The 22,685-nt window shown below is 64.0% G+C and carries 13 protein-coding genes; 5 read left to right on the top strand and 8 right to left on the bottom strand.

Translation table 11 applies throughout. From position 1 onward, the window contains the following. Positions 1 to 78 precede the first annotated feature (78 nt). The 7 genes from FJ930_RS06980 to hutI form a co-directional block, all read right to left on the bottom strand. Complete coding sequence (locus FJ930_RS06980; protein ID WP_141836273.1) at positions 79 to 1,851, bottom strand: glucan ABC transporter ATP-binding protein/ permease; 1,773 nt, start codon at positions 1,849 to 1,851, stop codon at positions 79 to 81. A gap of 373 nt (positions 1,852 to 2,224) precedes the next feature. Beyond that, on the bottom strand, positions 2,225 to 10,828 hold the full coding sequence (locus FJ930_RS06985; protein WP_141836276.1) for a glucoamylase family protein: 8,604 nt from the start codon (positions 10,826 to 10,828) through the stop codon (positions 2,225 to 2,227). Positions 10,829 to 11,116: 288 nt separating this feature from the next. Further along, positions 11,117 to 11,695, bottom strand: coding sequence for a HutD family protein (locus FJ930_RS06990; protein WP_141836292.1), 579 nt, complete (start codon positions 11,693 to 11,695; stop codon positions 11,117 to 11,119). Positions 11,696 to 11,707: 12 nt separating this feature from the next. Beyond that, entirely contained in the window at positions 11,708 to 13,381 is a 1,674-nt protein-coding gene (hutU, locus tag FJ930_RS06995) for a urocanate hydratase (protein WP_181763295.1), read from the bottom strand. Between the two features lie 23 nt (positions 13,382 to 13,404). Continuing rightward, on the bottom strand, positions 13,405 to 14,223 hold the full coding sequence (gene hutG, locus FJ930_RS07000; RefSeq protein WP_141836295.1) for an N-formylglutamate deformylase: 819 nt from the start codon (positions 14,221 to 14,223) through the stop codon (positions 13,405 to 13,407). Then, on the bottom strand, positions 14,223 to 15,764 hold the full coding sequence (hutH, locus tag FJ930_RS07005) for a histidine ammonia-lyase (RefSeq protein WP_141836298.1): 1,542 nt from the start codon (positions 15,762 to 15,764) through the stop codon (positions 14,223 to 14,225). Before hutH ends, hutG begins: the two co-directional genes overlap by 1 nt. Beyond that, a complete protein-coding gene (gene hutI / locus FJ930_RS07010; protein ID WP_141836301.1) occupies positions 15,761 to 16,987 on the bottom strand; it encodes an imidazolonepropionase in 1,227 nt (408 codons plus the stop codon). Before hutI ends, hutH begins: the two co-directional genes overlap by 4 nt. Before the next feature lie 96 nt (positions 16,988 to 17,083). Between hutI and FJ930_RS07015 the strand changes: the two genes are divergently transcribed. Both FJ930_RS07015 and hutC read left to right on the top strand, forming a co-directional pair. After that, the gene (locus tag FJ930_RS07015; protein WP_141836303.1) at positions 17,084 to 18,439 is read left to right on the top strand and encodes a formimidoylglutamate deiminase; all 1,356 of its coding nucleotides are present in this window, start codon (positions 17,084 to 17,086) and stop codon (positions 18,437 to 18,439) included. A gap of 6 nt (positions 18,440 to 18,445) precedes the next feature. Continuing rightward, complete coding sequence (gene hutC / locus FJ930_RS07020) at positions 18,446 to 19,192, top strand: histidine utilization repressor (RefSeq protein ID WP_181763296.1); 747 nt, start codon at positions 18,446 to 18,448, stop codon at positions 19,190 to 19,192. 184 nt (positions 19,193 to 19,376) lie between these two features. Here the strand turns inward: hutC and FJ930_RS07025 are convergent, their stop codons facing one another. Then, the gene (locus tag FJ930_RS07025) at positions 19,377 to 19,721 is read right to left on the bottom strand and encodes a RidA family protein (protein ID WP_140738407.1); all 345 of its coding nucleotides are present in this window, start codon (positions 19,719 to 19,721) and stop codon (positions 19,377 to 19,379) included. Between the two features lie 217 nt (positions 19,722 to 19,938). Between FJ930_RS07025 and aztA the strand changes: the two genes are divergently transcribed. From aztA to aztC, 3 genes are read left to right on the top strand one after another with little or no spacing between them, the layout of a single operon-like run. Next, complete coding sequence (aztA, locus tag FJ930_RS07030) at positions 19,939 to 20,763, top strand: zinc ABC transporter ATP-binding protein AztA (protein WP_141836305.1); 825 nt, start codon at positions 19,939 to 19,941, stop codon at positions 20,761 to 20,763. Then, the gene (gene aztB / locus FJ930_RS07035) at positions 20,763 to 21,638 is read left to right on the top strand and encodes a zinc ABC transporter permease AztB (protein WP_141836308.1); all 876 of its coding nucleotides are present in this window, start codon (positions 20,763 to 20,765) and stop codon (positions 21,636 to 21,638) included. Before aztA ends, aztB begins: the two co-directional genes overlap by 1 nt. Positions 21,639 to 21,667: 29 nt before the next feature. Continuing rightward, positions 21,668 to 22,609: a zinc ABC transporter substrate-binding protein AztC gene (gene aztC, locus FJ930_RS07040; protein WP_141836310.1), complete on the top strand. Its 942-nt coding sequence runs from the start codon at positions 21,668 to 21,670 to the stop codon at positions 22,607 to 22,609. Positions 22,610 to 22,685 lie beyond the last annotated feature (76 nt).

The raw sequence follows: 22,685 nt of genomic DNA on the forward strand, positions 1-22,685 counted from the left end.
GCAAAGCAGCAGTTGGGGTGGCGCTGCCCAACGCGGACCTTCGGTCCGACCTCCCCACAAGGGGGAGGTAAAAAGGGCTCAGGCGGCCTCGCCCTGCACGGAGCGGCTGAGACGGCGGACTTCCTCATCGTTGAGCAGGCCGCCGGCGCGCAGCAGACTGGCGAAGCGGCCGTTGCGCAGCGACAGTTCGGCAAAGCCACCCATTTCAACCACCCTGCCCTTGTCCATGAACACGACCAGATCGGCGTCGCGAACGGTGGTCAGTCGATGGGCGATGATGAAGGTGGTGCGGTCGCGCCGCAGCTCGTCGATAGCTTCCTTGACCCGGTCCTCGGTCTCGACGTCGAGCGCGCTGGTCGCCTCGTCGAGCACCAGGATCGGGGCATCCTTCAGCACGGCACGGGCAATGGCGATACGCTGGCGCTCGCCACCCGAGAGCTGGCCGCCGCGCTCGCCGACCACCGTGTCATAGCCATTGCTCTTGGCCAGGATGAAGTCCTGGGCCGCGGCCGCGGCGGCAGCGGCGTGGATTTCGTCATTGGTGGCATCGGCGCGGCCGACGCGGATATTGTCCTCGATCGAGCGGTTGAGAAGCCCGGCATCCTGGAACACGGTGGCGATCGAATGGCGCAGCGACTTGCGGGTCACGGTGCGGGTATCGATGCCGTCGATCAGGATGCGGCCGCTGGATGGCGAGAAGACACGCTGCAAAAGGTTGATGAGCGTGGTCTTGCCCGCACCCGTCGGTCCGACGATGGCAACCGTCTGGCCAGCCTGAACCTCGAAGGACACATCACTGATGCCCTGCCCCGAATTGGCGAATTCAAAGCTCACATCCTCAAAACGGACATGGCCGGTGACGTTGGTGAGATCGCGCAGGCCATCCGGCTCGGCGGCATCGGCTGCCGAGTCCTCGAGCTTGTAGAAGTCCTCGAGTTTGGCGCGAGCCTCCGAGATCTGGTTGGCGAAAGCCGACATCTGGTCGAGCCGCGAGATCAGCAGCGTGGCGAAACCGGTAAAGGCGATGACATCGCCGACGCGCAACTGGCCATGGGTGACCAGATAGGCGCCGATCAGAAGCACCACCATCATCGAGATTGTCGATGACAGGCGATTGAGCGCGTTCGCAATGGCCCACCAGTCGAGCACAGGGTTCTGCGCATCGAGCAGGTTCTTGACGTAACGGCGCAGCGTCTCGGCCTCTAGACCGAGACGGTTGTAGCTCTGGAGAACGGCGACGTTGCTCACGGAGTCCGTCACGTGAGCGAACACCTTGTGGTAGTGGCGCTCGACAGCGGCCTGACCCTCCTTGGTGCGCTTCATCACCAGGCGCCCTATGCCGACATAGAGCATGCCGAGCGCAAGCAGCACCCCCGACATGCGCACATCCATGCTGATGGCGGTCGGAACCAGCAGGACGAGGGCAACAGCCGTGGACAAATGCTGGCGCATGAATTCGAGCCAAAGGCTGAACAGCGTCTCGACGGCACGCAGCAGCGTGTGCAGGGCGTTCGAAGTGCCGCGCTGGTGATGCCAGGCGAGCGGCATGGTGATGACACGCTCGAACGACTCGCACAGAACCTGGCTGCGCCGGGCGTGGGCAAAGCGGTCCGCGCCGCGTGCCACCAGAACGAAGGCGACCACGTTGAAGGCGCCCAAGGCGGCCCATACGGCAAGCGTGGAGAATACCGAGCCATGCGCGGAGATTGCGTCAATCACCCGGCCAAATAGGATCGGCTCGAGGATGGCGACAGCGGCAAGGGCCACGTTGGCCGAACAAATCAGCGCGACGCGCTTCTTGTCGGCGGCCAGATACCCCAGCGCTCTCCAATAGATCTGCAGAAGTGACACTTCAGCTACTCCGCCAACTCTCTATTGTGCCCAATATCAATATTGTGCACTGCACCATTTCCTGACACGTAACGGTTGATGCGTCGCAAAACAATGCTCGTCTATCCCTTCCGTTCCCATATAGCGAACAAAAGATGACGACGGTGCGAAATCTGACGTGATCACCTAACGGTTTGAGATAAAAGGTGAAATGTCAGCCTTGCGGCAAAATCATGGCAGTATCCGAGCACTGCCACATTTTTAAGCACCACAGGCCTGCGCAGTCGGATCCGGGCGTGTTTGACGGACACCGTCACAGATCGGGCGCAAGTAAACAGGAGGCGGTTTCGCGCGCCCAGGAGGACGCGCGATCTTTTGATCCAAACTGTTGATATTATGCCGGTATCTTGACGATGACGTCGATTTTACCACCAGCTTTGGGCTCGAAGGACGCCGACTTTGTTTTTGAACCATCGACTTCAAGCGAGATCGTCTTGGTCTTTTTGTCGCGAACGACATGAACCTTGATCTCGGCGCCCAGCATGTTGAGCGAGGCTTCATAGCCATCCCAATGGCTGGGCAGTTTGGGCCGGAACGTGATCTGCTTTCCGCGCCGCTCGATGCCGAGGATGCCTTCGACCGCGGCGCGGTATAGCCAGCCCGCCGAGCCTGTGTACCACGTCCAGCCGCCACGCCCGCCCTTGTTACCGACTGCACTGCCGTCTCCGGCATAGATATCGGCCGCGACCACATAAGGTTCGACGCGGTAGTGCTCGGCCGAAGCCTCGTCGAACGCATGGTTGACCGGGTTCAGCATCGAGAAGCAGCGATAGGCTTCGTCGGTCAGTCCCATCTCCGCGAGTGCGATGACGAACCAGGTGGCGGCGTGAGTGTACTGGCCGCCATTCTCACGCACGCCGGGCGGATAGCTCTTGATGTAGCCGGGATCCTTGTCCGTCTTCGAAAAAGGCGGCGTGAACAGTTTGACGATCTTGAGCTGGTCGTCGACGAGCAGGTTTGTCGCCTGCTGCATCGCCGTTGTCGATCGCGCCGGGTCGCCCTCGCCCGAAAGCACGCTCCAGGACTGGGCGATGGAGTCGATCTTGCACTCCTGCGACGTGCGGGAACCCAGCGGCGTGCCGTCATCGAAACTGCCGCGCCGGTACCATTCGCCGTCCCACGCCGTGCTTTCAAGAGCCCGCTTCAGGGCCTCGGCATGCTTGACCCAGGCCTGGGCGCGCTTGGTGTCGCCTTCGCTCTTGGCGACGGCGGCGAAGTCACCCAGCGTCTTCAGCAGGAACCAGCCGAGCCACACGCTCTCGCCCTTGCCGTGCTCGCCGACACGGTTCATGCCGTCGTTCCAGTCGCCGCCAAGGATCAGCGGCAGACCGGCGGGACTGCTGCGCTTGATGGCCAAGTCGAGCGCACGCGCGCAATGGTCGTAAAGCGACACCGTCCTCTTCGATATTTCCGGGGTGAAGAACGCGTCGTGCTCCCCCTCGCCCAGCGCCTGCCCGTCGATGAAAGGCAATTGCTCCTTCAGGATGCCGGCGTCGCCGGTCACCGAGAGATAGCGCGCCGTGGCGTGGGCCAGCCAGACCACGTCGTCGGAGATCATGGTGCGCACGCCGGCTCCCGTGCGCGGCAACCACCAATGCTGTACGTCGCCTTCCGGGAACTGCCGCCGTGCGGCGTTGAGGATCTGGTCGCGTGCCAGCGTCGGATCATGCGCCAGCAGCGCCAGCGTGTCCTGCAACTGGTCGCGGAAGCCAAAGGCACCGCTTGCCTGATAGAAGGCCGAGCGGGCCCGGATGCGGCAGGCAAGGCTTTGATAGGGCAGCCAGTGATTGACCATGGCATCGAGCGCCTTATCCGGCGTCTCGACCTGGATGGTGTCGAGGAAGCCGCGCCACTCGCGCTCATTGTCGGCTAGGCGCTGATCGAAATCCTTGCCCCGGTGCTTCTGCACCAGGGCGCTCGCATGAGCCGGGGACTCGGCATCGCCGAGCAGCCAGAGCAGCGTGACGTCGCCGCCGGCGGGGATTTCGATGTCGCGGGCAATCGCCGCGCAAGGGTCGTCTCCGGCTTCGACGCGACCCGAGAGCGCCGCACCGCTCAGCACCGCCTGCGGCAGCTCGCTGGAACCATGCCGGCCGAGGAACTCCGAGCGGTCGGCCGTCACCGAGTGGACGCCGGCATCGGCGGCAAGGAAAGCCACCCGCTCGCTGAAATCGAGCCCGTAGGGGTTTTGCGCCAGCAACGCGCCGGTCGCCCCGTCGCGGGACGGGACGATGGTTGCCGCGGTGCGGGACCGATGCCCGCCAAGCACCCATTCGGCATAGGCATAGACGCGCAGCCGCGCCGGCACCGAGCCGGAATTCTGGATGCGCAGCCGTGTGATCTTCACCGGATCGACCGGATCGACGACATGGGTCAGGTCCATCGACAAGGTCCCACGCTTGGCGCGGAAGGTCGAGAAACCCTGGCCGTGCCAGGCTTCGTAGGTCACCGAGGGATCGCGCACCACCGCGGCGAGCGGCGAGAACGCCCGGCCGCTGGCCTGATCATAGATGTAGATGCCCTCGCCCGGCCGATTGGAGACCGGATCATTCGACCACGGCGTCAACTGGTAGTCGCGGCTGTTGCGGCTCCAGGTGAAGGCAGCCCCCTCGGCCGAAGTGTGGAAGCCGAAAGAAGCGTTGGAGACGACATTGATCCAGGGCTGCGGCGTGGTGCGCCGGCCAGCCAGCCGCACCACATAGTGCCGTCCGTCGCCGTCGAAACCGCCGAAACCATTCCACTGGCTGAGGCCGGAGCCATCGGCGCTGGCAACCGCCACGGCTTGCGAGGCATGTGCATGCGCGATCGGAGCCGTCGCCTGAATTTCGCGCGGAGCCGGCAATCCGGCGGGCACCAGTCCGTCGCGCGCCTGCAGGGCAGCCGCCTCGGCCCGCTCGATCTGATCGAAGATGGTGCCGTTGCGCGTATGCAGCACCACCCGGGCAACGGCGAGCAGCGTCTTGTAGGTGGTTTCTTCCATCAGATCGCGGCGCACCGCGAAAATGTGCTGTCTCGGCCCAAGCTCCTTGCCGCGCAAACGGCTGTTTTCGCACAGCGTCTCGACCGCACGCTGCAGATCCTGGACGTAAGACGAGGCCTGCTCGTTGACGACGACGAAGTCGATCATCATGCCACGGGTGCGCATATATTCCTGGAAGCGCAGCGCCTGGGCAACGATCTCCAGGTCGGCCACATCGCCGATCCTGACCAGGAAGATCGGGAAATCGCCCGAAATGCTGGTCGGCCACAGGCTTGACTGCTTGCCGAGGCCGGAGGCGATGGATTCGGCGGGCAGGCGCAGGAATGAATCCGGATAGATCAGATAACGCGCCAGTTTCTGCACGTTGGCGGCGTCGGTCAGGCTGAGGCCCATATGGCGGGTCTGTACCTGGCTGCGCGTCCAGGCGAGCATGGCCTGGCGTGCAAAGCTCTCCTGATGGTCGAGCCGGTTGATGGCTTCCACCAGTTCGGCGCGGTTGGCTCCGACCACGGTCCAGAAGGTCAGCGAGATCTTCTTGTTGGCGGGCACGCGCACCTGGCGGCGCAGCGAAGCGATGGGATCGAGCGTGAAGCCGGAATGGCCGCCGAGCCTGGCGCCTGGATCGAAAGCGGCTGCGTCGACGATGGTACGGCCTCGACCGATGAAGGCGCGCCTGTCGGTCTCGGCCTCGGCATCGCGCGCCGGCCCGGACGGATCGGTGACGAAATGCACCAGGATGACATCGGGCTCACTGGTTTCACGCTTGCGGCGCGTGGCGAAGATCGCCCCATTGTTGGCGGCGATTTCCGTCTCCACGAACATCTTCGAGAAGGCCGGATGTGCGTTGTCGGAGGCCTCCGAACCCAGCACCAGCTCGGCAAAGGAGGTCACCTCGATATGACGGTCTGCGGGGCCCTCGTTGAAAAGTGTGACGCGCCGGCCTTCGCCATTGCCTTCGGAGATGACGATGCATTCAACCTCGGAGCGTAGCGTGCCGACCGTTTTGACGAAGCTCGCCTTGTCGTCGGAAAACAGGGTCTGCGTCCTTTCCTCGGTCGCACGCTTGGGCTCCGACGTCGCCGACCACCAATCGCCTGTGGCTGCATCACGCAAGAAGATGTAGGAGCCAAGCCGATCCTCGACAGGGTCGGGTTGCCAGCGGGTGACGGAAAGATCGCCCCAGTGGCTGTAGCCGGAGCCGGTCGCGGTGACCATCACCGAATAGCGGCCGTTCGACATCACATTGGTGGAACGCAATGCCCGCAAGGGATCGAGCACGATACGGGTGTCGGGGCTCTCGGTTTCGGTCTCGTCCTTGGCGCGCTCGTCCGCCTCGGTGCGCACGGTTGCCGTCGGGATATCGCGCGGCGCCCTCTCCTGCAGCAGCAGTTCAGCCGATTCAATCACCGGATCGCTGTGGAAGCGATCGCGCAGGCGGCCTTCGAAGATGGCGTCGGCGACGGCGGCGATCGACATGCCGGAATGGTGGGCCATGTAATTCTGCACCACGGCGTGGTTGGTGCCTTCCGGCACGCGCTGCGGCGTGAAGTCGACGGCATCATAGTAGCCATGGCGGCCAAGCGCCCCGATCTCGCGCAGACGCGCGAGATTCTGCACGGCTTCACGCGGGTTAAACTGCGCCGCCAGGATGGTGGCGTAAGGCGCGATCACCGTGTTCTGGCCAAGGCCGCGCTTCAGGCCGAGGCCGGGCACGCCGAAATTGGTGTACTGGTAGGTCAGTTCCCGGTCGCGGGCGTTGTAAGCCGCCTCCGAAATGCCCCACGGCACGTTCTTCTGGCGGCCATACTGGATCTGGCGCTTGATGATCAGCTTGCTGGTCTGGTTCAGGATACTGCCTTGCGGCTCCTTCATCACCAGCGGCGGCATCAGATACTCGAACATCGAGCCTGACCAGGACATCAGCGCACCCTGGAAGCCGATCTCGACGATCGGGCGGCCGAGCCGGAACCAGTGCTCGGTCGGCAGGTCGCCCTTGGCGATGGCGAACAGGCTGGTCAGCCGCGCCTCGGAGGCAAGAAGGTCGTAGCAGCTTTCGTCGAGCTGGTGTTCCTCGACCCGATAACCGATCGACAGCAGCTTGCGCTCCGGCCGCATCAGGAAGGCGAACTCCATCTCGAAGGCGAAGCGGCGCGTGCGCTCGCGCAGGGTCAAGAGCTTGGCGCGCAGCGCTTCGACGGCGTTGTCGTCGCTGTGGGCGTCGTGGACATGGGCCTCGCACGTGGCTTCCAGCCTCGCCGCCCAATCGACGATGACGTCGCTCTGGGCCGACGCCGCCTCGGTGTGGATGGCGGTGGCCAGCTTGCGGATCTCGCCCGCCAGAACCGCCAGGTTGATGGTGCGGATCGAGGCCATTTCCGGTTGCGCCTTGATCGTGTCGACGGCGCGCCGCATGCCATCCAGGCGGTCAACAAGACGCTGGCGCAGAGGCCGCAGCTGGCGGCGATCGTCGGGCAACTCGTCCAGGCTTTCGCTGAGAATGGTCACCGTGTCGAGAATGCCTTCGAAATCGCCCTGGAGATGGACGGAAGGCGCTTCCGCCCACTCGGCACAGGCAGCCGCCACCGCCACGAGATGGCCGGCGAGATTGCCGCTGTCGACGGCCGAAATATAGAGCGGGTAGAGCGGCTTCAGCGTCGTGGTGTCGTACCAGTTGAAGAGATGGCCGCGGTTGCGCGGCATGCTCTCTATGGTCGTCATCGTCGCATCGATGCGGGTGATGGCATCGGACAGGCTGATCCAGCCGAAATCGCGCGCCGAGACGATCGACAGAAGATAGACGCCGATATTGGTCGGCGAGGTGCGCGGCGCCACGACCGGTGCCGGGCTTTCCTGGAAATTGTCCGGCGGCAGATTGTGATGCTCTGCCGTGACGAAGGTCTCGAAATAGTGCCAGGTGCGCCGCGCCACCGTGCGTAGCGCATGGATATCGGCCTGCGATATGCGCAGGCGATCCTCGGTTTCGGCCGAGCGGCTGATCCAGCTGGCGATCGCCGGCGAGCCGATCCAGAATAGGGCGAAGAAGAAGGCGACGAAGGCACCGGTGGAATCGGCCAGCACCGGAATGGCGAGACCGACGAAGCCGACGATCACGGCGCCATACATCATGCCATAATAAGAGCCGACGTCGTTGTCGCCGGCCTTGTGTGCCTGCGAGGCGGTGCGCCATTCCAGGAGGTTCTGGCGGCTGACGAACAGCCGGTAGACCGTGCGCACGATGGCGTCGCCCATCATCCAGGCATTGTGCGCCATCAGCACGATTTTCAGCGCCACCATGGCGGTGCCGAAGGCGACGTCGCGTGCGAGCGCGGAGAAATGGCCGCGCGGCGTCTGGTCGCCGCTCTTGGGCAGGATGGCGTTGACCACGTCGAAGGTCGGCGCCATGAACAGGCTGAGGATCAGCAAAGCCTGCCATTGCGCGGCCTGTGTGAAAGGCAGCAGCGTCCAGCCGGCGATCGCCGCCATCACCCAGAAGATCGGTGTCAGCGAACGGCGCAGATTGTCGACCATCTTCCAGCGCGACAGGGCCGGAACGCCCGAACGCGGATCGAGGATGAAGCCCAGCAGCTGCCAGTCGCCGCGTGCCCAGCGATGGTGGCGAGAGGCGTCGACCGAGTAGCGGGTCGGGTAGTCCTCGACCAGTTCGACGTCGGTGACCAGCGCGGCACGCGCCAGCGCGCCTTCGAGCAGATCATGGCTGAGGACGGTGTTTTCCTCGATGCGGCCCTGCAGGGCCGCCTCGAAGGCATCGACATGGTAGAGGCCCTTGCCGGTGAAGGACCCGTCGCCGAACACATCCTGATAGAGGTCCGAGACGGCGAAGACATACGGGTCGAGGCCGCGATTGGCCGAGAAGACGCGCTGGAAGAACGAAGCCTCGTCGCCACTGGTGAGCGAGGCGGTGATGCGTGGCTGCAGGATCGTATAGCCAGCGGTGACGACGCGCTTGGTTGCGTCGAAATGCGGGCGGTTGAGCGGATGGCAAAGCTTGCCGACAAGGCTCGATACGGCATCACGGGTGGTGCGCGTATCGGCATCCAGCGTCATCACATGGACGACTTTTTCCGGCAGCGGCACATCGAGCGGCAGGAATGTGGTGTCACTGTCGCCGCGCAGCAGCAGGTCGAGCTCGTGCAGCTTGCCACGCTTGCGCTCCCAGCCCATCCAGGACCCTTGAGCCGCATTGAAGAGCCGGCGGCGATGCAGGATGTAGAAGCGCGGCGCGCCTTCCGAGGGATAGCGGGCGTTGAGACGGGCGATCTCGGCGCGGGCGTATTCGAGGATTTCGGTGTCCGCCGCATCGATCTCGATCTTGCTGTCGGGCCAGTCCGACAGAAGCGCGAAATGGATCTCGTCCGCCAGATTGGCAAGGTAATGCACTTCGATGTTGCGGATGTTTTCCTCGACATCGTCGCGCGAGCCGATCAGCGACGGCACAACCACCAGCGTGCGCGCTTCGGGCGGCACGCCGTGCCTGTAGTCATAGCCGATCAGGCGTGTCGGCTTGAGGAACAATGAGACCACGGTGTTGAAGAAAGCGAGTGCGCCCTCGCTCGCCGGCACGGCGAACAGCGCCAGCATCAGCACGATCGACGGCACCGACAGGCCGAGATTGGCCAGCGCATTGCCCGAAAGCACGAGCAGCAGCACGGTCAGCGCGAAGACCGGCAGGACGATGCCAAGCCATCCGGTCTTGGCGAAGGTCCGCTTGACCGTCTGGCTGACGGTCGGCCGATAGCCGATCGCCCTTTCAAGCTCCAGCCGGCGCGGGCCAACGAGATAAAACCCGACATCGGTATGGGCGGATGCGACAGGGGCATCACTGCCTTCGCTACCGACCAACGTGGTCTCACCGACGGCATGACCGGCCAGTTCGATCGCCTTTTCGGCGACGCGGTATTCCGACAGGCTCGAGCGGCGCGCCAATTCCTCGATCGCGGTCCGGTATTGGTCGCGCGAGAAGAAGTCGAGCGCGGCGAAATCGGTGCGCTCGCGCAGCACGGTATCGATGCGGCTGACGCCTTCGAACCACACCGTCCAGTCGACGTCGTTGATGAGGCGCAAGCCGCGGATGATGTTGCCGGTCGTCACATTGCCGCTGGACAGCGTGTGATGCTCGGAGATGATGATCTCCTCGGCATCGGAGCCGGTCTTCTCAAGCTCGCCTTCCAGCCATTCCAGGGCCTTGCCGGCGTTCTGCGATCCATCGCGCAAGCGGTAGAGAAGCTGGGTGGCAAAGGTGGTGTCCTGGGCGTGCATGCTGAAATTGGCCAGGATCGACTGCCGGTCAGCGCTGTCGTCGGTCGCCAGCACCTTGTCGGCCACCTCGTTAGCGATCTGGCGCATCTGGCGGGTGCGATTGACCCTGACGGCCAGCCGGCGGAGATTTTCGATCAGCACGAAGCGCAGGAGCGACGGCAGCGCCCAGAGTTCACCGATCTTCAGCGGCTCGACCGACTGAAAACCCTGGACGATCGCCTTGAACATCGTCGCCGAGACGGAACTGTCCGAATGCGCCACATAGGTCCAGGCCAGCGCCAACGCGCGCGGCACGGTGCCGCCATCGGGCAGCTTCAGCGTCGGCAGCTGACGATAGAAGCGGCGCGGCAGGTCGCGCTTGACCTGGAAAATGGTCTCCTCGACCAGATAGTTGTTGTCGAGCAGCCATTGGGCGGCCGGAGTGATCGTCTCGCCCTTGGCCTGCGCCGCATTGGTCGAGCGATAGACTTCGAGGATCTTCTTGGCGCTGTCGCGGATGCGGGCCTGGAAATCGAATGGCATGAGGCCGAACAGGTCGGCGAGGTCCCCCTTTGCCAGGCTTTCGCCAAGCAGCCGGAGGCGTTCCTCCGGCAGGAATGTCGATCTTATCGGCTCTTCCGTAATGGCCGGGAAGCTCGCGCTTGTCTTCTCGATCTGGGCTGGGTTCGTCTGAATATTCATTGAAAATCCGTAAGCGGAGCACTCAGCGGCGTCACCGCCACGGCAATGGCCCTAAAACCGATTCAAATGCAATTGGTTGCATAATCCCACTTGCCGAAAGTTTGTTTCCGCACCACGACAGAGCGTCATCTCTCGACAAGATTCAAAGACGAGCGCTCCTCGCTCCCGTCGGCACTGATCGGCGGCGAGGATTCAGGCTTTTTCGTGATGCCGGCGACAGCTTACGCTATATTTCGCCGACATCGCGATCATGTTTGGAAACAGGCGGTAACCGTTAGCGCGAAGGCATCAGGGCGCAGCGGTTATCCGGACCACGAACAGCGTCGCATTCCGGGCGGGCTCGGCCCGCAGGACCGAAGCGTCCGGGCCGAGCAGCAGCGTGTCGAGAGGCCCGAGGCGAATTGGCCCGGCGTCGGGGAAAACGGCTTCGCCATCGTGACAAAGGATGAGGGTCGAACCGGCCCGGGTCACGATTTCCACAGGCCGCGAAATCGCCAGGCGTTCGACCGAATGCAGCATGCGGCCGCGGCGAGTCATGACGTTGAGGTCTGTGATCGGGCCGGCGATCAAGGCGGCACGCGTGGGCAGGTCGGCTGGGAAGGAAAAAGGCGCGGAAGCCGGCGCCAGCCGTGTCGCCGGCTGGCCGGTGATATCAAGCACGATCCCCTCGCCTTCCAGCACCGACAGCGTGCGGTCGATGCCGGCAAAACTGGAGAAGGGCCCGCTGCTTTCGACGCGGGCCATCGACACGCGCCAGTCGAACTCGTCGAGCCCGGCGCCAGTGGGAGAGACGGCGATTTCCGTCGTCACCCCGCCGCCGTTCTTCCACGGCATCGACTTGTATTCGGCTGCCCGCAGGACGCGCATGACGTCAGCCTGTTATCCGAGAATGCCGGGCAGGTTGAGCTGGTGCTCCTTGGCGCATTCGATGGCGATCTCGTACCCGGCATCGGCATGGCGCATGACACCGGTCGCCGGGTCGTTCCACAGCACGCGCTCCAACCGCTTTGCCGCCTCGGACGTGCCATCGGCGACGATGACCATTCCGGCATGCTGCGAGAAGCCCATGCCGACGCCGCCGCCATGATGCAGCGACACCCAAGTGGCGCCGGACGCCGTGTTGAGCAGCGCGTTGAGCAGCGGCCAGTCGGAGATGGCGTCGGAACCGTCTTTCATCGCCTCGGTCTCACGGTTCGGCGAGGCGACCGAGCCGGAATCGAGGTGGTCGCGGCCGATGACGACCGGGGCCTTGAGCTCGCCCTTGGCCACCATCTCGTTGAAGGCTAAACCGAGTCGGTGGCGGTCGCCGAGGCCAACCCAGCAGATGCGCGCCGGCAACCCTTGAAAGGCGATGCGCTCGCGCGCCATGTCCAGCCAGTTGTGCAGATGGGTATTGCCGGGGGTCAGCTCGCGCACCTTGGCGTCGGTCTTGTAGATATCCTCCGGATCGCCGGAAAGGGCTGCCCAGCGGAATGGACCGATGCCGCGACAGAACAGCGGGCGAATATAGGCCGGCACAAAGCCGGGGAAGGCGAAGGCGTTCTCAAAACCTTCTTCCAGGGCCACCTGGCGTATGTTGTTGCCGTAGTCGAGCGTCGGCACGCCTGCATTCCAGAACGCCACCATCGCCTCGACATGTTCCCGCATCGAAGCGCGCGCCGCCTTCTCCACCGCCTTCGGATCGCTGACACGCTTCTCGCGCCACTCGGCCATGGTCCAGCCCTTCGGCAGATAGCCATTGATGGGGTCGTGAGCCGAAGTCTGGTCGGTGACCATATCGGGGCGGATGCCACGCCGGAACATCTCGGGCACGATCTCGGCGGCATTGCCGAGCAGGCCGACGGACTTCGCCTCGCCGGCCTTGGTCCAGCGTTCGATCATTTCCATCGCCTCGTCGAGCGTCTCGGCCTTCTCGTCGACATAGCGGGTGCGCAAGCGGAAATCGATCGAATCGGGATTGCATTCGATCGCCAGGCAGCAGGCGCCGGCCATGACGGCCGCGAGCGGCTGGGCGCCGCCCATGCCGCCGAGACCGCCGGTCAGGATCCATTTGCCCTTGAGGTTGCCGCCATAATGCTGGCGGCCGGCCTCGACGAAGGTCTCGTAGGTGCCCTGCACGATGCCCTGCGTGCCGATGTATATCCAGGAGCCGGCCGTCATCTGGCCGTACATCATCAGGCCCTTCTTATCGAGCTCGTTGAATTTCTCCCAGGTTGCCCAGTGCGGCACCAGGTTGGAGTTGGCGATCAGCACGCGCGGCGCATCCGGATGGGTGCGGAACACACCGACCGGCTTGCCCGACTGCACCAGCAGCGTCTCGTCCTCGCCGAGCGTCTTCAGCGAAGCGACGATGCGGTCGAAATCGTTCCAGGTGCGCGCCGCCCGCCCGATGCCGCCATAGACGACCAGTTCGTTGGGGTTTTCGGCAACTTCGGGATCGAGGTTGTTCATAAGCATGCGCAGCGGCGCCTCGGTCGTCCAATACCGGGCATTGAGCTTGTCACCGCGTGGCGCGCGGACTTCGCGAATGTTGTGGCGAGGATTGGTCATCATTGTCCCTTTCGGATGGCGGCGCGTCAGCGACCGGCCCAGTCAATGGCGGTTTCGAGAATCTGCTTCAGCGTGGCGCGGATTGGAGCGGCATAAGTCGGATCGTAGGGAACCGGCCAATTCTCCGCCGAACCCTTCTCCGCCGGCTCGCGCATGTAGCCGCGGTTGGCGAGTTCCATCTGTAGCGCGTGAACGCCGTTTTGCGGCTGGCCAAAGGTGCGCGTGATCGAGCCGCCCTTGAAGCGGCCATTGACCACCCAGGTCTCGCCAGTCGCCGCGAGGACGCCGGCTACCTTTTGCTGCAGCACCGGACCCGTGCTCTTGCCGTCATTGGTGCCAAGGTTGAATACCGGCAGCGTGCCTTCGAACAGGCGCGGCAGCACCGAGCGGATCGAATGGCAATCGTAGAGCACGATGTTTTCATGCATACCGCGCAGCCGGTCGATCTCCGCCTTAAGGGCGGCATGGTAGGGCTTGAAATAGGTCTCGCGGCGCTGGTCGATCTCGGACGGGGTCGGCTCCTCGCCCATGCGATAGAGCGGATCGCCGTCGAACGTGTCGGTCGGGCAAAGCGTGGTGGTCGCCTGGCCTGGATAGAGCGAGGCGCCGGAAGGATCGCGGTTGACGTCAATGACAGTGCGCGAGATGGCGGTGTGCACGATGGTGGCGCCAAGGTCGGCCGCGAAATCATAGAGCTTGTCGATCCACCAGTCGCAGTCGCGTCGACCGAGCCAGGTCGAGACAAGCCGGCTCTCTATATCGGCAAGGTCGGTGCCAGTATGCGGGATCGACACCAGCAGCGGCGCCGTGCCTTGCCTGACGGTGAGCCAGGGGGTGGCAGCCATCACGCCGCTCCCGCGATCGACGGCAGCGCCACCGCGCCAGCGGCCTTGGCGGTCGCGCCGCTGCGCACCATGGCGATGGCCTTTTCCATGTCGGGATGGAAATGCCGGTCATTGTCGAGATGCGGCACTTCGGCCCGGACCAGCTTGCGTACGGCCTCCAGCGCATTGCTCGACGCCAGCGGCTGGTGGAAATCACAGCCTTGCGCGGCAGCCAGCAGTTCGATGCCGATCACCGCCGTGGCGTTCTCGACCATGCCGATCAGCCGGCGCGCGCCATGCGCGGCCATCGAAACGTGGTCCTCCTGATTGGCCGAGGTCGGGATCGAATCGACGCTGGCCGGATAGGCTTTCTGCTTGTTTTCCGAAACGAGAGCAGCCGCCGTCACCTGCGGGATCATGAAACCGGAATTCAGGCCGGGCTTCGGCGTCAGGAAGGCCGGCATGCCCGACAGCGCCGGGTCGACCAGCATGGCGATGCGGCGTTCCGAAAGCGAGCCGATCTCGCAGACGGCCAGCGCGATCATGTCGGCGGCAAAAGCCACCGGCTCGGCGTGGAAGTTGCCGCCGGAAAGCGCGGTGTCGTCCTCGGCGAAGATCAGCGGATTGTCGGTGACGCCATTGGCCTCGGTTTCCAATGTATCGGCGGCTTTGCGCAGCACATCGAGCGCGGCGCCCATCACCTGCGGCTGGCAGCGCAGGCAGTATGGGTCCTGCACGCGCTCGTCGCCGACGCGGTGCGATTCACGGATGGCGCTGCCGGCCATCAGATTGCGCAGCGCCTCCGCCGTCTCGATCTGGCCACGGTGCTTTCTCAACAGATGAATGCGCGGATCGAAAGGCGCGTCGGAACCTTTGGCCGCGTCGGTCGACAGCGCCCCCGCAACCAGCGCCGACTGGTAGAGCACTTCGGCCTCGAACAGGCCGGCCAGCGCATAGGCCGTCGAAAACTGCGTGCCGTTGAGCAGCGCCAGCCCCTCCTTGGCGCCCAATGTGACCGGCTCCAACCCATGCGAGACGAAGGCGACCTTGGCCGGGAAGCGGCCATGCGGGGTAAAGCATTCGCCGACGCCAATCATCACCGCCGTCATGTGCGACAGCGGGGCCAGATCGCCCGACGCGCCGACCGAGCCTTGCGCCGGCACAACCGGGATGACGTCGTTGGCGAGCATCGCTTCGAGCAGCTGAATGGTCTCGGGCCGCACGCCGGAGGCGCCCTGCGCCAGGCTGGCAAGCTTCAGCGCCATCATCAGGCGGGCAACGGCTACCGGCATCGGCTCGCCGACGCCGGCGGCGTGCGACAGCACGATGTTGCGCTGCAAGGTTTCGAGATCCCCGGCAGGGATGCGTACACTAGCCAGTTTGCCGAAGCCGGTGTTAATGCCGTAGACAGGTTCACCCTTGGCAACGATCCTGGCGACCGCTTCTGCGCTCGCCTTGATTTTTGGACGGCAAGCATCGTCAAGTCTCGGCACGGCACCACGGTAAATGGCGCGCCAGTCGGCCAGCGTCGCATTGCCGGGCTTCAAGGTCAGTTCGTTCATTGTCCTCTCCAGATACGGGCATGCAGCGGATTGAAGCCCATGCGATAAACGAGTTCGGCGGGACGCTCGATGTCCCAGATCGCCAGGTCGGCGGATTTTCCCGCTTCCAGCGTGCCGGTCTGCTTCAACAGCCCCAGCGCGCGGGCGGCCTCGCGGGTAACGCCGGCAAGACATTCATCGACTGTCATGCCGAACAATGTCGCCGCCATGTTCATGGTCAGCAACAGCGAGGTCAGTGGCGAAGTGCCGGGATTGTTGTCGGTGGCGACCGCCATTTTGACGCCATGCCGGCGGAACACGTCGATCGGCGGCCTCTTTGTCTCGCGAATGAAGTAGTAAGCGCCGGGCAGGATCGTCGCCGCGGTCCCGGCCTTGGCCATGGCCATGGCGCCTGCTTCATCGGTGTATTCGAGATGATCCGCCGACAGCGCGCCATAGCGGGCGGCCAGTTCGGCGCCGTGCAGGTTGGACAGCTGGTCGGCATGGAGCTTGACCGGCAGGCCCGCGGCCTTGGCGGCGTCGAAGACGCGCGCCATCTGTTCCGGCGAAAACGCTATGCCCTCGCAAAAGCCATCGACGGCGTCGGCCAGCCCTTCAGCGGCGACGGCAGGAAGAATCTCCCTGGCGACAAGATCGATAAAGGCGTCCTTGTCGCCTTTGGCTTCCGGCGGCAGCGCATGGGCGCCGAGGAAAGTCGTTCGGATCGTTGCCGGCCGCCGATCGCCCAGTTGGCGGGCGGCGCGCAGCGATTTCTGCTCGTTTTCAAGGTCAAGGCCGTAGCCCGACTTCACTTCAACGGTGGTTACGCCCTCGGCGATCAACGCGTCGAGGCGTGGCAGCGATTGGGCGACCAGTTCGCTCTCGCTGGCGGCCCGCAAGGATTTGACCGATGAGACGATGCCACCGCCGGCCCTGGCGACCTCTTCATAGGTGGCGCCGGCCAGCCGCATCTCGAACTCGTTGGCGCGGTTGCCGGCATGGACCAGATGGGTGTGGCAGTCGATCAGGCCGGGCGTGATCCAGCGGTCCTCGCAGTCGACGGTTTCCCCCTCCGCGAACGCCGCCGGCATTTCGGTCTCGGCGCCCGCATAGACGATCAGCCCATCTCGCGCCGCGACCGCGCCCTTCTCGACGATGCCGAGCCCCGCCGCACTCTCGGCCATGGTCGCCAGGCGCGCATTGCGCCAAAGACGAAGTCCTCCTGCCCTGCTCTCTCCAGCCATCATCTTTTCCATTTGAAAGGATGGCGATTATGTATATACATATTAACTCGCACTGCAAGTGCTATTGTTATCGGCGAACCGGATTCGGAGACGAGCGTGACGACAATCTTCGCGGAACAGGCGCTCCTGCCGGGAGGCTGGCAGAGCAATGTACGGATCGCAATCGACGCAAACCTGATCTCGTCAATCGATGCCGGCGTGGCCGCGCATGCCGACGACGAGCGTCATTCCATTGTGCTGCCCGGCATGCCCAATCTGCACAGCCACGCCTTCCAGCGCGGCATGGCCGGGCTTGCCGAGCTTCGCGGCCCCTCCGCCGACAGTTTCTGGAGTTGGCGCGAGGTGATGTACCGCTTCGCGCTGTCGATGACGCCCGATCAGGTCGAGGCGGTTGCCGCGCAGCTCTATGTCGAGATGCTGGAGGCCGGATTTTCGCGCGTCGGCGAGTTTCACTATCTGCATCACGACCGCGATGGACAACCCTATGCCAATCTTGCCGAGATGGCCGAACGGATAGCTGCCGCGGCCGGCGAAACGGGCATCGGCCTGACGCTGCTGCCGGTGTTTTATGCGCATTCCTCCTTCGGCGGTGCCGCGCCGAATGAAGGCCAAAGGCGATTCATCAATGATGTGAATCGGTTCTCGCGGCTTGTTGAAAAAAGCCGCGAATCGGTTCGCGTGTTGAATCACGCTGTCGTCGGCGTCGCCCCGCACAGTCTGCGCGCCGCGACGCCGGAGGAACTGACAAAGGTCGTCGCTCTGGCGCCGAATGGGCCGATCCACATCCACGTCGCCGAACAGGTGAAGGAAGTCGAGGACTGCCTTGCCTGGGCCGGTGCGCGCCCGGTCGAATTTCTGCTTGGAGCTGCAGATGTCGACCAGCGCTGGTGCCTGATCCATGCCACCCACATGACCGACGCCGAGACCATCGGCATGGCCAAAAGCGGCGCCATCGCCGGCCTCTGCCCGATCACCGAGGCCAATCTTGGCGACGGCACTTTCGCCGCACCGCTGTTCAGGAAGCATGGCGGCCGCTTCGGCGTCGGCTCTGATTCCAACGTGCTGATCGGCCTGCCCGACGAACTGCGCCAGCTCGAATATTCGCAGCGCCTCGCCCATCGCGCCCGCAATGTGCTTGCGGTGGCCGGCGGCTCGACCGGGCGCGCCTTGTTCGACGCCGCGCTTGACGGCGGCGGCATCGCGCTCGGTGCCGGTGCCTCGCAGATCGCCATCGGCGCAGCCGCCGACCTCGTCTCGCTCGACGCCGACAACCCCTCGCTGGCCGGCAAGACCGGTGACGCGGTTCTCGACGCCTGGATCTTTGCCAATGGCAGCAAGGTCGACTGCGTCTGGGTGCATGGGCAGAAACAGGTGAGCGGCGGCAAGCATCTGAAGCGTGAGGCGGTTGGCGAGCGGTTCCGCAACGTGATGACGGCACTTTCCGCGGGCTGATTCTAGATGAACATGGCCGAAACAATGGGGTTGGAGGACAGCGAGACAATCTCGCTGCATCAGCGCATCCTTTCCGATATCCGCGAAAAGATTCTATCCGGCGCCTGGGCGCCCGGCCACCGTATCCCGTTCGAACATGAGCTGACGGCCGAATATAGATGCTCGCGCATGACGGTGAACAAGGCGCTGTCGCAACTCGCCAAAGCCGGTTTGATCGAACGCCGCCGCCGCTCGGGCAGTTTTGTCCGCCGGCCGCAGTCGCAGGCGGCCGTACTGGAACTCCACGACATCAGGATCGAAGTCGAAGCGCTCGGCCTGCCCTACCGCTACGAGCGGCTGGAGCGCCTGAAGCGGCGCAGCAATGCTGAAGACAGGGCGCTGCTCGGATCGTCCGGCGCAGGCTCGGTGGTATGGCTCGAAGGCCTGCATTTCGCGGGCGAGCGGCCGTTCGCGCTCGAGCAGCGCCTGATCAATCTTTCGGCGGTTTTGGAAGCCGGGGACGAGGAGTTTCTGGAAATTGCCGCCGGACCTTGGCTGATCGGCCGCGTACCTTGGAGCGAGGCGGAGCATCGGATACGGGCCATGGCGGCCGACGAGGCTATCGCCGACGCGCTCGACATCGATCCCGGCGCGCCTTGCCTTGTGGTCGAGCGCCGCACCTGGAGCGCGGAGCACCCGGTCACCCATGTCCGATTTGTCTATCCTGCGGAAAGTCACACGCTGGTGGCAAGGTTTACGCCTTCGCAGGGATGAGGTGATCTCCCCCCTGGTGGGGGAGATGGCCGGCAGGCCAGAGGGGGCGCCGTAGAGCGCGTACTTCGAATGTGCCTGCCGGGAACTCATATAGAAGACTGAAAGGCTGGCGGGACAACGCCCCCCCTCTGCCTTGCCAGGCATCTCCCCCACAAGGGGGGAGATTGGCGACTTCATCGTCGGCTTAAATCGCCGCCGTGATAATGATCTCGACCAGATACTCCGGGCCTGCGAGCTTGGCTTCGCCAGTAGCGCGGGCGGGCGTGTGGCCCTGCGGCACCCACTTGTCCCATTCCGAATTCATCTCGGCGAAGGTGCCCATGTCGGCCAGCCAGATGATTGCCTGGACGATCTTGGTCTTGTCGCTACCAGCCTTGGCCAGCAATTCGTCGATGGTCGCCAGGATGTGGCGGGTCTGCGAGGCGACGTTGCCGCCGGGCTCGCCGACCTGGCCGGCCAGATAGACGGTGTTGCCGTGGATGACGATCTGGCTCATGCGCGGGCCAACATCGATGCGACGAATGCTCATGGGAAGTTCCTTCGTTTTGAGGGTCGTGCCTGTTTAGAGTCGCCATGGGCTTCGGGCAAGGCCGCCGGCGCCAAATCTCCTTGGACCAGGAGGGACCGGGTTCACGGCAAGTTGGGTCGTCGGCCGCAATTCCGCCCGACTGGCTTGTTGACTAATGTAATAACATCACATATCCAACGGCCGTACCCTAGCCGGAATTGGCTTCCCACGGAACAAGATGACCCAGACCAGCCTGACATTCCGTGACCTGACCCTGGGCTACAACAGCCATCCGGCGATCCATCATCTCGACGGTACGATCCGCAAGGGCTCGCTGACAGCCGTGGTCGGCGCCAATGGTTCCGGCAAGTCGACGCTGATGAAGGGTATTGTCGGCGTGCTGAAGCCGATGGCTGGCGCGGTCATTCGCGCGCCAGGTGTGCGGACCGCTTACCTGCCGCAGCAATCCGAACTCGACCGCTCCTTCCCGGCGCGGGTCGTCGATCTGGTTTCGCTGGGTCTCTGGCCGAAACGCGGCATGCTTGGCCGCTACACCGGGGAAGATCGTGATGCCGTCAGCCAGGCACTGATGGCGGTCGGCCTCGGGGGCTTCGAAAAGCGGCCGATCGACACACTGTCGGGCGGCCAGCTGCAGCGCACGCTGTTTGCCCGTGTGCTGTTGCAGGATGCCGACCTCATCCTGCTCGACGAACCGTTCAATGCCGTCGATGCCAAGACGGTGGGTGACCTGATCGCGCTGATCAAGTGCTGGCACGGCGAGGAACGCACCATCATGGTCGTCGTCCACGATCTGGAACTGGTGCGCCAGAATTTCCCTGAAACACTCCTGCTGGCTCGCCAGCCGGTCGCGTGGGGCGAAACCAGGGAAACGCTGAAACCGGAAAACCTGTTGCGCGCCCGCCGTTTTCACGAAGCCTGGGAGGAAAACGCGCCCTGGTGTGAACCGGGCGAGCACGCCCATGATCATGCCGATGGGCACGATCATCACGGTCACGATCACGACCACGACCATCATCACGGCGCCGGGCCGAGGGCTGCCTGATGGATTTTCTCTATGGCCTCTTCATCGCGCCCTTTGCCGATTTCGCCTTCATGCAGCGGGCGTTGTTCGGTTCGCTGATGCTGTCGCTCGGCGCCTGCCCGGTCGGCGTGTTCCTGATGCTGAGACGCATGAGCCTGTCCGGCGATGCCATGGCGCACGCGATCCTGCCGGGGGCCGCCGCCGGCTTCCTGCTCTATGGGCTGGAAATCCTGCCGATGACCATTGGCGGCCTGATCGCCGGCGTGATCGTGGCGCTTGGCGCCGGTGCCGTCTCGCGCTTCACCGTCCAGCGCGAGGACGCCTCGATGGCGGCCTTCTATCTGATCTCGCTCGCCATCGGCGTGCTGATGGTGTCGATCCGCGGCTCCAGCGTCGACCTCATGCATGTGCTGTTCGGCACGGTGCTGGCGCTCAACAACGAAGCGCTGATCCTCATAGGGGGCATCGTCGCGGTAACCCTGATCAGCCTCGCCGTCTTCTGGCGAGCGCTGGTCGCCGAATGCCTCGATCCGCTGTTTCTGCGTTCGGTCAGCCGCATGGGCAGCCCGGTGCATTTCATCTTCCTTGGCCTCGTCGTGCTCAACCTCGTGGGCGGCTTCCAGGCGCTCGGCACCTTGCTGTCCGTCGGATTGATGATGCTGCCTGCGGCGGCCGCCCGATTCTGGACGGTACGCGTCGAGCCGATGTGCGTGCTCGCCGTGCTGATCGGCTTCGCCTCCTGCATCGCCGGGCTGCTTTTGTCCTATCACGCGTCGCTGCCCTCAGGCCCGGCGATCATCCTTTCGGCCGGCGTCGTCTATTTTGCCTCGATCCTGTTCGGCACGCGCGGCATTCTGCGCGCCCGCATCATTCATCACCGTCACAGAACAGCCTGATCCCCCGCCCCTAGAAGGAGACCCCGCTTATGCTGAAATCGATCCGTGTCGCCCTGGCGATGAGTGTTATAACATTAAGCGGCCTCGGCGCGTCGTCGGCTTTCGCTGCACCGTTGAAAGTCGTCGCCAGCTTCACGGTCATCGCCGATTTCGCCAAAAATGTCGGCGGCGACCGCGTCAACATCACCACGATCGTCGGACCGGATGGCGACGCCCATGTCTATGAGCCGAGCCCGGCCGACGCGGTCGCCATGGCCAAGGCCGATATCGTGCTGGTCAACGGGCTGCATTTCGAAGGTTTCCTGCAGCGGCTGGTCGATGCCAGCGCCACCAAGGCCTCGATCATCACCTTGACCAATGGCGTGACGCGGATCGACTTCAAGCCTGAGTTCGCCGACGCGGACGCGGCCGAGGGTGCCGGTACCGGAGGCGGCAAGACGGTCACCGATCCGCACGCCTTCCAGTCGATCGCCAACGCCAAGATCTATGTGAAGAACATCGCCGAGGCCTTCTGCGCCGCCGACTCCGATGGCTGTGTCAGCTACCAGACCAATGCCGCCGCCTACACCAAGAAGCTCGATGCGCTGGAGGGCGAGGTGAAGGAAGCGATCCAGTCGATCCCGCAAGCGAAGCGCGTCGTCATCACCTCGCATGACGCCTTCGGCTATTTCGAACATGAATACGGCCTGACCTTCCTCGCTCCGCAGGGCATCTCGACCGACTCCGAACCGTCGGCCGCCGATGTCGCCAAGCTGGTCGAGCAGGTCAAGCAGGACAAAGCCACGGCGATCTTCGTCGAGAACATCACCAACCCGCGCCTGATCGAACAGATTGCCAGCGAGACCGGCATCAAGGTGGGCGGCACGCTCTATTCGGACGCGCTGTCGCAGGCCGATGGCCCGGGCTCGACCTATATCGACATGATGCACAGCAACATCCGCCAGATCAAAGGTGCGATCGTCGGCAGCTGAGGAGTGCTGTTCTGAAAAGGCGGAGCCAGTCTCCGCCTTTTTCAGGCTTCGGCTTGTAATAAAATAACATAACGAA

Origin of the sequence: Mesorhizobium sp. B2-4-15, assembly GCF_006658505.1 — a bacterium.
Lineage (GTDB): Bacteria > Pseudomonadota > Alphaproteobacteria > Rhizobiales > Rhizobiaceae > Mesorhizobium.